General features: G+C 60.6%; 12 protein-coding genes. 7 read left to right on the forward strand and 5 right to left on the reverse strand.

Annotation, left to right across the window (positions count from 1 at the left end; translation table 11 throughout):
- The first annotated feature begins 56 nt into the window (after nucleotides 1-56).
- The 4 genes from mnmG to GGD53_RS05855 are packed head-to-tail and all read left to right on the forward strand — an operon-like array spanning nucleotide 57 to nucleotide 4,303.
- Complete coding sequence (gene mnmG / locus GGD53_RS05840) at nucleotides 57-1,934, forward strand: tRNA uridine-5-carboxymethylaminomethyl(34) synthesis enzyme MnmG (protein ID WP_184454454.1); 1,878 nt, start codon at nucleotides 57-59, stop codon at nucleotides 1,932-1,934.
- Nucleotides 1,935-1,958: 24 nt separating this feature from the next.
- Nucleotides 1,959-2,576 carry a 16S rRNA (guanine(527)-N(7))-methyltransferase RsmG gene (gene rsmG, locus GGD53_RS05845; RefSeq protein ID WP_184454456.1) on the forward strand — a complete coding sequence of 206 codons (618 nt, stop codon included), beginning with the start codon at nucleotides 1,959-1,961 and terminating at the stop codon, nucleotides 2,574-2,576.
- A 19-nt stretch (nucleotides 2,577-2,595) separates the two neighbouring features.
- On the forward strand, nucleotides 2,596-3,390 hold the full coding sequence (locus GGD53_RS05850) for a ParA family protein (RefSeq protein ID WP_184454458.1): 795 nt from the start codon (nucleotides 2,596-2,598) through the stop codon (nucleotides 3,388-3,390).
- 31 nt (nucleotides 3,391-3,421) lie between these two features.
- Nucleotides 3,422-4,303, forward strand: coding sequence for a ParB/RepB/Spo0J family partition protein (locus GGD53_RS05855; RefSeq protein ID WP_184454460.1), 882 nt, complete (start codon nucleotides 3,422-3,424; stop codon nucleotides 4,301-4,303).
- On the opposite strand, the gene holA is transcribed toward GGD53_RS05855, so the two are convergent.
- From holA to leuS, 3 genes are read right to left on the reverse strand one after another with little or no spacing between them, the layout of a single operon-like run.
- A complete protein-coding gene (gene holA / locus GGD53_RS05860) occupies nucleotides 4,304-5,344 on the reverse strand; it encodes a DNA polymerase III subunit delta (RefSeq protein WP_184454462.1) in 1,041 nt (346 codons plus the stop codon). It lies immediately after the preceding gene.
- A gap of 10 nt (nucleotides 5,345-5,354) precedes the next feature.
- Nucleotides 5,355-5,876, reverse strand: coding sequence for an LPS assembly lipoprotein LptE (gene lptE, locus GGD53_RS05865; protein ID WP_085860753.1), 522 nt, complete (start codon nucleotides 5,874-5,876; stop codon nucleotides 5,355-5,357).
- Nucleotides 5,866-8,496: a leucine--tRNA ligase gene (leuS, locus tag GGD53_RS05870; protein WP_184454464.1), complete on the reverse strand. Its 2,631-nt coding sequence runs from the start codon at nucleotides 8,494-8,496 to the stop codon at nucleotides 5,866-5,868. Before leuS ends, lptE begins: the two co-directional genes overlap by 11 nt.
- 201 nt (nucleotides 8,497-8,697) lie before the next feature.
- Between leuS and GGD53_RS05875 the strand changes: the two genes are divergently transcribed.
- The gene (locus GGD53_RS05875; protein WP_184454467.1) at nucleotides 8,698-9,357 is read left to right on the forward strand and encodes a YggS family pyridoxal phosphate-dependent enzyme; all 660 of its coding nucleotides are present in this window, start codon (nucleotides 8,698-8,700) and stop codon (nucleotides 9,355-9,357) included.
- An 81-nt stretch (nucleotides 9,358-9,438) separates the two neighbouring features.
- On the forward strand, nucleotides 9,439-11,349 hold the full coding sequence (locus GGD53_RS05880; protein WP_184454469.1) for a propionyl-CoA synthetase: 1,911 nt from the start codon (nucleotides 9,439-9,441) through the stop codon (nucleotides 11,347-11,349).
- A 122-nt stretch (nucleotides 11,350-11,471) separates the two neighbouring features.
- Here GGD53_RS05880 and GGD53_RS05885 read toward each other — a convergent pair whose 3' ends face one another.
- Complete coding sequence (locus GGD53_RS05885; RefSeq protein WP_097601297.1) at nucleotides 11,472-12,173, reverse strand: DUF1013 domain-containing protein; 702 nt, start codon at nucleotides 12,171-12,173, stop codon at nucleotides 11,472-11,474.
- Nucleotides 12,174-12,402: 229 nt separating this feature from the next.
- Here GGD53_RS05885 and acs point away from each other — a divergent pair, with 229 nt between their 5' ends.
- Complete coding sequence (gene acs, locus GGD53_RS05890; RefSeq protein WP_184454471.1) at nucleotides 12,403-14,358, forward strand: acetate--CoA ligase; 1,956 nt, start codon at nucleotides 12,403-12,405, stop codon at nucleotides 14,356-14,358.
- A gap of 108 nt (nucleotides 14,359-14,466) precedes the next feature.
- Here acs and GGD53_RS05895 read toward each other — a convergent pair whose 3' ends face one another.
- Nucleotides 14,467-14,691, reverse strand: coding sequence for a DUF1674 domain-containing protein (locus GGD53_RS05895; protein WP_184454473.1), 225 nt, complete (start codon nucleotides 14,689-14,691; stop codon nucleotides 14,467-14,469).
- Between the last annotated feature and the right edge of the window lie 17 nt (nucleotides 14,692-14,708).

Raw genomic sequence — 14,708 nt, forward strand, 5'->3', positions numbered from 1 at the left:
TTTCCGGCGGAGCGCCCTCAGGTTCACGAGAAACCCTGCTGTTTTGGAGTTTTGATATGACCGATAGTGGCTATGATGTGATCGTCATCGGCGGCGGCCATGCAGGGACTGAGGCGGCCAGTGCGGCTGCGCGCCTCGGTGCGATAACTGCGCTCGTTACCCACAGACGAGACACGATCGGGATCATGTCCTGCAATCCGGCGATCGGCGGGCTCGGCAAAGGACATCTGGTTCGTGAGATCGACGCGATGGATGGCCTGATGGGCCGCGTTGCCGATGTTGCCGGCATCCAGTTCAGAATGCTGAACCGCAAAAAGGGTGCGGCCGTGCGGGGTCCACGGACCCAGGCAGATCGAAAGCTTTACCGGCTGGCGATGCTCGCTGCAATCGAAGCGACGCCAGGCTTGGACATTATCGAGGGCGACGCATTCGATCTCGATGTGATCGATGGCCGTGTTGCTGGCGTCATCATGAAAGACGGCCGACGGCTGCAGGCGCCGGCCGTGGTCTTGACAACCGGCACCTTCCTGCGCGGTCTTATTCATATCGGCTCTGAAAAGACGCCGGCCGGTCGCGTCGGCGAAGCTCCGTCGATCGGTCTGTCCGCCACCCTGGCGGGGTTGGGGCTGCGGCTGGGACGGTTAAAGACCGGAACGCCGGCCCGGCTGGATGGTAAGACGATCGACTGGCAGTCCGTCGGCCGACAGGGTGCGGATGAGGAACTCGTGCCCTTTTCCTTCATGACCGATTCCATCACCACACGGCAGGTCGAATGCGGCGTTACCAGGACCACCGAGGCGACACACCGCATCATTGTCGAGAATATCAAGCGTTCGGCGATGTATTCCGGGCAGATCGAAGGCGTCGGACCGCGTTACTGCCCGTCCATCGAAGATAAGCTGGTGAAATTCGGGGAGCGCGACGGACATCAGGTCTTTCTGGAACCCGAGGGACTGGATGACGACACGGTTTATCCGAACGGCATTTCAACGTCGCTGCCGGCCGAAGTTCAAGCCGCCTTCATCAAGACCATTCCGGGACTCGAATCGGCGAGGATACTGCAGCCGGGTTATGCCATCGAATATGACCATGTCGATCCAAGAGAGCTTACCCCATCGCTTGAGGTCAAGCGACTGAGAGGTCTGTTCCTCGCGGGCCAGATCAATGGCACCACCGGTTATGAGGAGGCAGCGGCCCAGGGACTGGCAGCTGGACTGAATGCCGCCCTACGCAGTTCCGATTCGGACCCGTTCCATTTCAGCCGCACAAGCTCCTATATCGGCGTGATGATCGACGACCTGACGTCGCGCGGCGTTACGGAACCGTATCGAATGTTTACCTCGCGTGCGGAGTACCGCCTGACTTTGCGTGCCGACAACGCCGATGTGCGGCTGACACCGCTGGCTATGGAGCTTGGATGTGTGAGCGCCGAGCGCGCCGAGCGATTCAACAGGTATCAGGCCGAGATTGACGCTGGGCGCGCCCAGCTGATGGCGCTGACAGTGACGCCCAATGAGGCGCGACGGGCGGGCTTGAACATTAACCTCGATGGCCAGCGCCGGACGGCCTACGATCTCTTGTCTTACCCGGCCTATGATTTCGCCGCACTTCGACAGGTTTGGCCGGAGGAACTGGGTAGGCTCCGGCCAAAGGTCGCGGAGGCGTTGGAGATCGAGGCAGGTTACTCGGTCTACCTTGATCGGCAGGCGGCTGCGATCGCCGATCAACAACGCGACGAGGAGCGGCGGATACCGGCTGATTTTAATTATGACGCGCTCTCGGGGCTTTCGAACGAGCTCAAGGCGAAGCTCAGTGTTGCTCGCCCGTTCAACGTTGCCCAGGCAGCGATTGTCGAGGGCATGACCCCTGCTGCCATTGCGCTGCTGCTCGTGCACCTGCGTCGGCAGCGCGGATTTGAACGCCAACGCGCCTGATACAAGATGTGAGAGTCTTTCAGAATGGAATTGAACGGGTTGCGTGTTTCACGTGAAACACAGGAACGACTTCAACATTTCGCGACGCTGTTTCAGAAATGGGCAAAAACGATCAATCTGGTGGCGCCATCGACGGTCGATGCGCTGTGGCACCGCCATATTGCTGATAGCAGTCAGATTTTTCAGATCTGCCCTCGGCCCGTCACCTGGGTCGATCTCGGCAGCGGTGGCGGCTTTCCCGGTGTGATTACCGCAATCTTCCTGGCAGAGCTGCAGGAGGGATGGGTGCATCTTGTCGAAAGCAACCATAAAAAGGCAGCGTTTCTGCGAACGGCGCTGCGGGAGACGAATGCACGGGGGAGCGTACATGCCATTCGAATCGAAGACGCCCCTGGCGAGATCGGCGATTGCGAGGCGATTTCAGCGCGAGCCCTGGCCGATCTTGATGGGTTGATCGGCTATTCAGCCCCCTGGATGCTTGGCAAGGAAAATTGCCGGGGGTTTTTTCACAAAGGCCGGGATTACCTGAGGGAAATCGCCGAAGCCCGTGGTCGGTGGGAATTCGATCTGATAGAACATGAGAGCGTCGTCGAGCAGGAATCCGTGATTTTGGAAGTATCGAACCTCCGGCGCTTGGTTTAACAGATCGGATATTGCAGCAATGGCTGGCGAACGACATCGGATAATAACCATCGCAAATCAGAAAGGTGGCGTTGGCAAGACGACCACTGCAATCAATCTGGCAACGGCGCTGGCCGCTATCGGCGAGCGTGTCCTGATCGTCGATCTGGATCCGCAGGGCAATGCCAGCACTGGCCTCGGTATCGACCGCCGCGACCGCAAGCTCTCCTCCTATGACCTGATGGTCGGTGACCGCGGGATCCGCGACGTGACGCTGGAAACAGCCGTTCCCAACCTCTTCATCGTTCCTTCGACCATGGATCTGCTTGGCATCGAGATGGAAATCTCGCAGCAGAGCGATCGGGTGTTCAAATTGCGGAAGGCACTGTCCTCTCCCGAGGCTATGGCATTCTCCTATATTCTTCTGGATTGCCCGCCCTCTTTCAATTTGCTGACGATGAATGCCATGGCGGCCGCCCATTCGGTGCTGGTGCCGCTGCAATGCGAATTTTTTGCGCTGGAGGGGCTGAGCCAGCTGCTCGAGACCGTCAGTCAGGTTCGTCGGACAGTAAATCCGCGGCTGGATATCCAGGGCATCGTCTTGACGATGTTCGATGCGCGTAACAATTTGGCCCAGCAGGTGGTCAATGATGTGCGGACGCATCTCGGGGAAAAGGTTTATCATACGTTAATTCCCCGTAACGTCCGGGTGTCCGAGGCGCCGTCCTACGGCAAGCCCGCTATTCTCTATGATCTGAAATGCGCGGGTAGCCAGGCCTATCTGCAACTGGCCTCCGAGGTCATTCAGCGTGAGCGCCAGAGACTGGCCGCGTAAGATCATTTCCGGAATGAGGTGAGTGTAGATTATGAATGACGATGTCTCGAAAAGACGACTGGGTCGCGGCCTTGCAGCACTGATTGGTGAAATGGATCAGCCTGTTCCGGTCGAAGCTGAACGCACCGTCAGCGCCGACCGGATGATTCCGATCGAATTCGTCAGCCGCAACCCGCGCAATCCGCGTCGTTTCTTCGATGACACCGAACTGCACGATCTTGCGAGTTCCATCCGTCAGCACGGTATCGTTCAGCCGATCGTGGTGCGGACGATGTCGCAAGACAGATATGAAATCATTGCCGGCGAACGGCGCTGGCGGGCAGCTCAGCTCGCCGGCCTGATCGAAATTCCCGTCATTATTCGCGACGTTGACGACAAGACCGCGCTTGAGATTGCGATCGTCGAAAACGTGCAGCGAGCGGATCTCAATCCTCTCGAAGAGGCATTGGGCTATGAGCAGCTGATCGCCGAATATGGCTACACCCAAAATGATCTTGGCGAGATCATCGGTAAAAGCCGGAGTCACGTCGCCAACTCGTTGCGTTTGCTGAAATTGCCCGATCCGGTTCGCGATCTTCTCGCCGCCGGCAGCCTTTCCGCCGGCCATGCCCGCGCGCTTGTGTCGACGCCCGACCCGGCAAGCCTTGCCCGCACCATTGTCGCCAAGGGCATGTCGGTGCGTGATGCCGAGAAGTTGGCGCAGAACAATATCAAGGCGCAATCGGAGCCGCAGCAGCCGGCCCTCCGTCGCGATCAGAAGGATTCGGATACGCTGGCGCTGGAGCGGACGCTTTCCGATGCGCTCGGCCTTGAGGTTTCAATCAATCACAAGAACGGTGGCGGCCAGATCAAAATTTCCTATAAGTCGCTGGAACAGCTCGAGGAAATCTGCCGCCTGCTGGAAAGGCGATGATCACCCGGATTTGCGACCGGATTGAAGGGTGGTGGAGAGAAGTGTTTGCATCGCAACACTGTCTTCCAGCACCTGCCGCCGTCGGCTCTGGAGGATCGCCGCCTGCAGGCGATTGGATTCACGCGCGATGTTTTCCGCCGACCAGTGGCGGAGCGCCTGCTCAATGATCGGCTTGCGGCGAAAATGCAGATGCCGACCCATCGTCTGCATGACTTGAGGCGCCTGCACCCGCTTTTCTTCCATTTCAGCGCGCATCATGTCCAGAAGCTGGAATTGCTTCAGGCAGGCCTGCAGCACCAGAAAGATCGCGGTTTTTGAACTGCTGATCTTTTGCATGGCATGCAGAAAACCGTTGAGGTCACCGCTGAGGATGGCATCGACGGCGTCATCAACGGAGATCGCGCTGGCGTCGCCAATTATTTCGGCAACGTGATGTTCCTCGACCGTATTGAGTCCGCTGCAATAAAGGGCGAGCTTGCGCACTTCGTTACGAGAAGCGATGCGATCACCGCCGATCAGTGCGATCAGCGCCTGACGGGCTGCCGGGGTAATGCCAAGCTTCTCCGCCCCGAGTTCAGCGTCGATCAAGCCGTTCAGAGCCCGGCTATCGTCGGCGTAGGAGGGGATCGTCATGACGGATCGTGCGACTTCCGCAGTCTTGCGAAGCAGGGATCCTTTTTTCAGGTCGCCGGCCTCGACGATCAGGTAGGCGGCTTCGAGCGGTTTCTCGGCCAGCAGTGTCAGCGAGTCGACCAAGTATTTTTCGTTGGCGGCGCCGCGGATCCAGATGAGTTTCTCGCCGCCGAACAAGCCGATAGACCGAGCCTCGTCAACCAGGCGACCGGGATCCTTCTGCAGATCGCCGATATCGAGTTTGGTCAGCGAGAAAGGGTCGTCGAGTGCGACGCCGGTCTTGCCGGCGATCTGGCCGGCACGTTCGGAAACCAGACCCCGATCCGGCCCGTAAACGACGAAAATCCGATAGTTCCCGGCCGATTTCTGCAGGAAAGTCTCGAACTCATGGGACTTGATTTCAGCCACCTGCCCGCCCTCAGCGGCTGAGGGCAGCGGCGAGATCGGCTCCTACGAATTCCGCCGCCTGATCGGCCGCGCGGTTTTCGGCATCGCGGATCGCCCTTTGCTTGGCGAATTCCTGTTCGGAGAAATCCACCAGAGCCGTCGTCTGGCGACTGCCGGCTTTGATCACGTGACCGTCGGCTACGGCGCTCAGCGTATAGGTGACGGTGACGGTGACGCGACCAGCGCGCGATGTATCGCCGGATTGCCGCAGCAGCGTATCGGCGACGCTCGAGGTAGCGCGCATTTGGACGTGATATTGTGGATTTACCGCTTCGCCGGCGCCTCGCGATGCCAGGAAGATCAGGTGATTGCGCACCTGCTGCTCGACGCGACTGGCTGCATCGGAAAAGCCGACCGAGGACAGCTTTTCGACGACCCCCGAGTTCTCCGAATAGAGCGGCCGAACCTGGCAGGCCGAAAGAAAGGCCGAGGCAGCAAGGATCATGGCGATGCCGGCATTGCGAGCCAGCCTGCGGGAGATATCAGACGACAATGTTCACAATCCTTTGGGGAACCACGATGATCTTCTTCGGCGCCTGACCGTTCAGCACGTTCTTCACCGCATCCAGTTCCAGCACGGCGTTGGTGACGGCATTCTGATCTGCATCGCGAGAAATTGTCAATTCAGCCCGCTTCTTGCCGTTGATCTGCACGGGCAGAATGACGTCATTTTCCATGACCAGCGCTTCCACGTAACGCGGCCAGTCCGTGCGGGCGAGCAGCCCGGCATTGCCAAGCGTCGCCCAGCATTCCTCGGCAAGATGCGGCGTCATCGGTGCGACGAGCTGGATCAGGATCTCGGCAGCGTCACGCACGGCGGCACGATAGGCGATGTCGCCTTCACCCGCCGCAACCCTCGTCAGCGGCGCGGCGAGCGCATTGACGAGCTCATAGATGCGGGCGACGGCCTTGTTGAACCAAAGCTTGTCGTAGTCGTTCTGAACAGCCTTCAGCGTCTTGTGCGCCGCCTGCGAGACTGCCAGAGCCTCTCCTTCGCTTGCCGGTGCGGGGGCAACGGTCGACAGGCCGTCGGCCGCTTCGGAAATCAACCGCCACAGGCGCTGAGTGAAGCGATGGGCGCCTTCGACGCCGGCTTCCGACCAGATGACATCGCGCTCCGGCGGCGAATCGGACAGAACGAAGAAACGGGCGGTATCGGCGCCATAGGAGGCGATGATATCGTCGGGATCGACAACGTTCTTCTTCGATTTCGACATCTTCTCGATCGAGCCGATGGCGATTTCTTCGCCTGACGCCAGCAGGAAGGCATGGCGTTTGCCGTCGATCTCCTCGATGCGGATATCGGCGGGCGCCACCCATTCCCGGCTGGCGCCGGAGCCGCGGCTGTAGGTCTCATGGACCACCATACCCTGAGTGAAAAGGCCCTTGAAGGGTTCGGTGGCGGCGACATGGCCGGTCTCGCGCATGGCGCGGGTGAAGAAACGGGAATAGAGCAGATGCAGGATCGCATGCTCGATGCCGCCGATATATTGGTCGACCGGCAGCCAGCGATTAGCCGCCTCAGGATCGGTCGGCTTGGCTTCCCATGGCGCGGTAAAGCGGGTGAAATACCAACTTGAATCGACGAAGGTGTCCATCGTATCCGTCTCGCGGCGAGCGTCCTTGCCGCAGTTCGGGCAGGCGACGTGACGCCAGGTCGGATGGCGGTCGAGCGGATTGCCGGGCTGGTCGAAGGTTACATCCTCCGGCAGCTTGACCGGCAGATCCTTCTTCGGCACCGGCATAACGCCGCAGGCGTCGCAATGGATGACCGGGATCGGGCAGCCCCAATAGCGCTGGCGCGAAATGCCCCAGTCGCGCAGGCGGAAATTGATCATCCGCTCGCCCTGCGGCGCATTGCCGAGGGAAGCCGCCGACAGCCGGTCGGCGACGATATTGAAGGCTTCTTCCGTCGTCTTGCCGTCGAGGAAACGCGAATTGATCATCACGCCGTCGCCGTCATAGGCGGTGTCGCCGACGGAAAAACTTGCGGCGTCACCATCCCTCGGCATGACGACCGGCACAACCGGCAGGCCATATTTCCGGGCAAAATCAAGGTCGCGCTGGTCCCCCGACGGGCAGCCGAAGATCGCGCCCGTGCCGTAATCCATCAGAACGAAATTGGCGATGTAGACCGGCAGTTCCCAGGAGGGATCGAGCGGATGCCTGACGCGGATGCCGGTATCCATGCCCTTCTTTTCGGCGGTCTCGAGCGCAGCGAGAGAGGTGCCGGCGCGGCGGCACTCTTCGCAGAAGGCTTCGATCTCAACATTCTTGGCGGCCGCATCCTTGGCCAGCGGATGATCGGCGGAGATCGCCAGGAAGGAAGCGCCGAACAAGGTGTCCGGCCGTGTCGTGTAGACCGTGATTTCGGTCTCGCCGGCAGGCGCCGTTTCCGGCACGATCTCCCAGCGGACCGTCAGGCCTTCAGAACGGCCGATCCAGTTCTTCTGCATCAGGCGCACTTTTTCCGGCCACTGGTCGAGCGTATCCAGCGCATCCAGCAGGTCTTGGCTGAAATCGGTGATCTTGAAGAACCATTGCGTCAGTTCGCGCTGTTCGACCAGTGCGCCGGAACGCCAGCCGCGGCCGTCGATCACCTGTTCGTTGGCAAGAACGGTATTGTCGACCGGGTCCCAGTTCACCTTCGACTGCTTGCGGTAGACCAGGCCCTTTTCCAGGAAGTCCAGGAACAGATGCTGCTGGTGCTGGTAATAGTCGACGTCGCAGGTGGCGAATTCGCGGCTCCAGTCCAGCGAAAGTCCCATGGCCTTCAGCTGCGCCTTCATCGAAGCGATGTTCTGGTAAGTCCAGGAAGCGGGATGCACGCCGCGCTCCATGGCGGCATTTTCCGCCGGCATGCCGAAGGCGTCCCAGCCCATCGGATGCAGAACGTTATAGCCGCGGGCACGCTTGTAGCGGGCGACCACGTCGCCCATGGCGTAGTTGCGGACATGGCCCATATGAATGCGCCCCGAGGGGTATGGGAACATTTCGAGAACATAATATTTTTCGCGCGGATCCGAATTGTCGGTCTCGAAGACCTTGTCTTCGTTCCATTTTTGCTGCCAGCGGGGCTCGGCATCGCGCGGATTATAACGTTCGGTGGCCATGGTATTCAAAATTCCGGAAAATCAGGGGAGTTGGTCGAGACCTTCACCATGAAACCACCGTAGCGTCAAGTTTTGCAGGCGTTGCAAGCGTCCGATCTTCATGCCGCCGAAGCGATTTCACCAGCGCGGGTCTTGGCAAGCACGGAATGGCTGGCTAGTTCATTGCCAAATCTTTTCACGCTGATATGTCGAGGCAGAACGATGGACCTTCAAGAGCGGTTGAATGACGTGCGGTCGCGGGTCGCGGCTGGGGAACGCCAGGCAGGCCGTCCGGCTGGTTCCGTTCAGCTCGTCGCCGTATCGAAGACGTTCGAGGCGGATGCGATCCGCCCGGCCATCGAGGCCGGGCAGCGGGTGTTCGGCGAGAACCGGGTGCAGGAAAGCCAGGGCAAATGGCCTGATCTGAAAGCCGAGTACCCTGATATCGAACTGCACCTGATCGGGCCGCTGCAATCGAATAAGGCGGCGGATGCTGTCGGGCTTTTTGACGTCATTGAAACGGTGGACCGCGAAAAGATCGCCCGCGCCCTTGCCGAAGAGATGAAGCGGCAAGGCAGGACGCCGCGGCTCTACGTCCAGGTCAATACCGGGCTGGAACCGCAGAAGGCCGGCATCGCTCCCGAGGATACGCCTGGTTTCGTCGCCCTCTGCCGCGATCAGCTCGGCCTGTCCATCGACGGGCTGATGTGCATTCCGCCGGCCGACGAAAATCCGGGGCCGCATTTCGCCCTGCTCGGAAAGCTCGCACTGAAATGCGGTGTCAAAAAACTCTCCATGGGCATGTCGGGCGATTATGAGACGGCGATCGCCTTCGGCGCCACCAGCGTACGCGTCGGGTCGGCGATTTTCGGCGCGCGCTGATACCTGCTTTCGTCGGGCTTTCCGTCCTCCCCGGCCCAGCCTAAATTGATATCGAGGCTTGCATGTCCTGGGGAGGAGCAGATGCAAAACGGCTATCATCAGGTCTATGCGGCCTGGAAACAGGATCCCGAAGGCTTTTGGCGCGAAGCCGCCGCCGATATCGACTGGTTCAAGCCTCCGGAGCGGATCTTTTCACCCGATGAAGGCGTCTATGGCCGCTGGTTTTCAGAGGCTGAGACCAATACTTGCTACAATTGCCTGGATCGGCATGCCACGGCCGGACGCGGCGGCGAGACGGCGATCCTGTTCGACAGCGCCATGACCGGCGAGAAGCGCCGTTTCACCTATGACGAGGCGCTCGGCGAGGTGAAGGCGATCGCAGCAACACTGCTTGAGATCGGCATCGGGAAGGGCGACCGCGTGATCCTCTATATGCCGATGGTCCCAGAGGCGGTGTTTGCCATGCTCGCCTGCGCTCGCATCGGTGCGGTCCATTCGGTCGTTTTCGGCGGCTTTGCCGCCAGCGAGCTTGCGGCGCGCATCGACGACAGCGGTGCCAAGCTGGTGATCACCGCGAGCTGCGGCCTCGAGCCCGGCCGCACCGTCGCCTATAAGCCACTGGTCGATCAGGCGATCGAGCTTGCGCGGATGAAGCCGGAGCGCTGCCTGGTGCTGCAGCGGCCGCAGCTTCAGGCAGAACTCGCCGGCGGTCGCGACCAGGATTTCGAGGCGGCGGTGGCGCGCCATCGCGGCGCGGAGGTGGCCTGTGTTCCCGTCAAGTCGACCGATCCGCTCTACATCCTCTACACCTCCGGCACCACGGGCCAGCCGAAGGGCGTCGTGCGCGACAACGGCGGCCATATGGTCGCGCTCAACTGGTCGATGCGGAATATCTACGGCCTCAGGCCCGGCGAAGTCTTTTGGACGGCGTCCGATATCGGCTGGGTCGTCGGCCATTCCTATATCGTCTATGCACCGCTGATCGCGGGCGTGACCACGCTGATCTACGAGGGAAAGCCGGTCGGCACCCCGGATGCCGGCGTCTTCTGGCGGATCGTCTCGGAATATAGGGTGCGTGTGCTCTTTACGGCGCCGACTGCATTCCGCGCCATCCGGCGGGAGGATGGCGAGGGCGAACTGCTGCGCCAATATCCAATGCCGGATTTCCGGGCGCTGTTTCTGGCCGGCGAGAGGGCGGACCCTGAAACGCTGAAATGGGCGGAGCGCATGTTCGGCGTGCCGGTCATCGATCACTGGTGGCAGACGGAGACCGGCTGGTCGATCGCCGCCAATCCGCTTGGTCTTGGCGCCCTCCCCGTCAAGCATGGCTCACCGACATTGCCGATGCCCGGTTATGACATCGCGGTGCTCGACGATGCCGGTCACCCGGTCGAGGCGGGAACGCTCGGCAATATTGTCATAAAGCTGCCCTTGCCGCCGGGTTGCCTGCCGACCCTCTGGAAGGCCGACGATCGCTTCCGGTCGGCTTACCTCGATGAATTTCCTGGCTACTACAAGACCGCCGATGCCGGCTGTGTCGACGAGGACGGTTATCTTTTCGTCATGTCGCGCACTGATGACATCATCAATTGCGCTGGTCACCGGCTTTCCACCGGGGCGATGGAGGAGGTCTGCGCGCGCCATCCCGATGTCGCCGAGTGCGCGGTCATCGGCGTGACCGATGCGGTGAAGGGCCAGGTTCCATGTGGTTTCCTGGTGCTGAAACGCGATGTTTCCCGTGAAACGCCGGCGATCGAATCGGAGGTCGTGGCGATGATCCGCCAGTCGATCGGCCCAGTCGCGGCCTTCAAAACGGCCATCACCGTTAACCGATTGCCGAAAACGCGCTCCGGCAAAATCCTACGCGGAACCATGCAGAAGATCGCTGACGGCATACCCTGGAAAATGCCGGCAACCATCGATGATCCGGCGATATTGGAAGAGATCGCAGAGGCACTGCGAAAGCGTGGTTTTGGCTCCCTGCCGATGTGAAATCAGCGGGAAGGCTGCCGGAAGGTCAGCATATTGCTCGGCCTTGTGTGAGATGCTCTACAGCAACGCCAATGAAAAACCCCGCCTTTTCGGCGGGGTTTTTGCATGAGAAGGCTGATATCTCAGTACTGCTCGTCCTCGTCTTCGTCCTTCGGGGCCGAGCGCAGCGAGCTCAGCTTGCGGAAAACGGCGTCGGCGTCGATTTCCTTTTCCTCTTCGCGCTCGTAGCTCGGGGTCAGGCGCTCGGTCTCCTGCGCCGATTGCAGCGTTGCGCCAAGCTCCGCGGCGGTCGGCAGGGGACGACCCTTGGCGGCCTTTTCCACTTCCATGTCGAGGTCGATCTGGCTGCAGAGACCGAGGGTCACCGGATCCATCGGCGCCAGGTTGGCGGAGTTCCAGTGGGTTCGCTCGCGGATCTGCTCGATCGTCGATTTCGTCGTGCCGACGAGTCTCGATATCTGCGCGTCCTTCAGCTCCGGATGGTTGCGGACGAGCCAGAGAATGGCGTTCGGGCGGTCTTGACGCTTGGAGACCGGCGTGTAACGCGGGCCGCGGCGCTTGGATTCCGGCACGCGCACCTTCGGTTCGGAAAGCTTCAGCTTGTGGTTCGGGTTGGCTTCGGCACGAGCAATCTCATCGCGGGAAAGCTGTCCCGTCGAGATCGGGTCGAGACCCTTGATGCCCTGCGCGGCTTCGCCGTCGGCGATGGCTTTGACTTCGAGCGGGTGCAGTTTGCAGAACTGCGCGATCTGATCGAAAGACAGCGCCGTGTTGTCGACAAGCCAGATGGCAGTCGCCTTCGGCATGAGCAATGTTTGAGCCATGGATATAGTCCTTCTATCGTCCGCGCCGGTCGCGGTCCGTGGATTGTCACCACAATGTCCGGGAAATATGGCGCTATATAACTGGACTGTCGCAGAATTGCAATTCTTCCGAAATCAAATGACCTTTGTCTAATTGCCGTGGCGATGCGAACTGCTATGAATCGCCGTGATTTGAAGTTCGGGCCCAGATAGCTCGCGGTCCGTCGCATGTCCCATGAGGAGGAGTTCCATGTCGGAGAAGATCTATCCGGTCACGAAGCCGGTAAAGGCGCGCGCCCTGATCGATAAGGATAAGTACCTGAAATGGTACGAGGAAAGCATCGAAAATCCAAACAAGTTCTGGGGCAAGCACGGCAAGCGGATCGACTGGTTCAAACCTTACACCAAGGTCAAGAACACCTCCTTTACCGGCAAGGTCTCGATCAAATGGTTCGAAGACGGCCAGACGAACGTCTCCTACAATTGTATCGACCGCCATCTGAAGACGAATGGCGACCAGGTGGCGATCATCTGGGAAGGGGACAATCCCTATATCGACAAGAAGGTCACCTATAACGAACTCTACGAGCATGTTTGCCGGACAGCGAACGTGTTGAAGAAGCATGGTGTCAAGAAGGGCGATCGCGTCACCATCTACATGCCGATGATCCCCGAAGCAGCCTATGCGATGCTCGCCTGCGCCCGCATCGGCGCGGTGCATTCCGTCGTCTTCGGCGGCTTCTCGCCGGAGGCGCTGGCAGGGCGCATTGTCGATTGCGAATCGACCTTCGTCATCACCTGCGACGAAGGCGTGCGCGGCGGCAAGCCGGTACCGTTGAAGGACAATACCGATACGGCGATCCATATCGCCGCCCGCCAGCATGTCACTGTCAGCAAGGTGCTGGTCGTGCGCCGCACCGGCGGCAAGACCGGCTGGGCGCCGGGCCGCGACGTCTGGTATCATCAGGAAATCGCCACGGTGAAGCCGGAATGCCCGCCGGTGAAGATGAAGGCGGAAGATCCGCTGTTCATTCTCTATACGTCAGGCTCGACCGGCAAGCCGAAGGGCGTGCTGCACACGACCGGCGGTTACCTCGTCTACGCGGCGATGACGCATGAATATGTCTTCGACTATCATCACGGCGACGTCTACTGGTGCACGGCCGATGTCGGCTGGGTCACCGGCCATTCCTATATCGTCTATGGGCCGCTGGCGAACTGCGCGACGACGCTGATGTTCGAGGGCGTGCCGAACTTCCCGGATCAGGGCCGGTTCTGGGAAGTGATCGACAAGCACAAGGTCAATATCTTCTATACGGCGCCGACGGCAATCCGCTCGCTGATGGGGGCCGGCGACGAATTCGTCACGCGCTCCTCCCGCTCTTCGCTGCGCCTGCTCGGCACTGTGGGCGAACCGATCAATCCGGAAGCCTGGGAATGGTATTACAATGTCGTCGGCGACAAGCGCTGCCCGGTCATCGATACCTGGTGGCAGACGGAAACCGGCGGCCACATGATCACGCCGCTGCCGGGCGCCACTGATCTGAAGCCGGGTTCGGCGACGACGCCGTTCTTCGGCGTCAAGCCTGAGCTGGTCGACAATGAGGGCAAGGTGCTGGAAGGGGCTGCCGACGGCAATCTCTGCATCGCCGACAGCTGGCCGGGCCAGATGCGCACGGTCTATGGCGATCACGACCGCTTTATCCAGACCTATTTCTCCACCTACAAGGGCAAGTATTTCACCGGTGACGGCTGCCGGCGCGATGCCGACGGCTATTATTGGATCACCGGCCGTGTCGACGACGTGCTCAACGTCTCCGGCCACCGGCTGGGAACGGCGGAGGTTGAGTCGGCCCTCGTCTCGCACAATCTGGTCTCGGAAGCGGCCGTCGTTGGCTACCCGCATTCGATCAAGGGTCAGGGCATCTATTGCTATGTGACCTTGATGGCCGGCCACGAAGGCACCGACACGCTTCGCCAGGAACTGGTGAAACATGTGCGCGCCGAAATCGGGCCGATCGCGGCGCCCGACAAGATCCAGTTCGCGCCCGGCCTGCCGAAGACCCGCTCCGGCAAGATCATGCGCCGCATCCTGCGCAAGATTGCCGAAGACGATTTTGGCGCTCTCGGCGATACCTCGACGCTCGCCGATCCCGCCGTCGTTGACGATCTGATCGCCAACCGGCAGAACAAGGCGACCGCCTGATATACAGAGCCGCTCCGACCATCCGAGTCCGGGCGGCTCACTTTGTTTTGGCTGGCCGAATTTGGATGGCCTGCACGAGGCCCGGATTTCGGGCCCGACAATCCGTGCTTAAAAATCGATTGCCCGGCCGTTGATCTCGTAATCGCCGAAGCGGGCCGGCTCGGCCCCGCCGCGGCCGCCGATCTCAGGTGGCAGCTCCAGCGGCTGCTGGTTCTTCCGTCGTTCCTCAGCCTCGGCAAGCGCACGCTGGGCCGCCGGGGACAGCACCTTGCGCGGCGGCTCCGATCCCTCCACCGTCGGCGTTTGGCTATTGTCGTTATCGGCTTCCTGCATCGCCTTCTCCTGCCGGA

Source organism: Rhizobium aethiopicum, from assembly GCF_014197535.1.
Classification (GTDB): Bacteria; Pseudomonadota; Alphaproteobacteria; order Rhizobiales; family Rhizobiaceae; genus Rhizobium; species Rhizobium aethiopicum_A.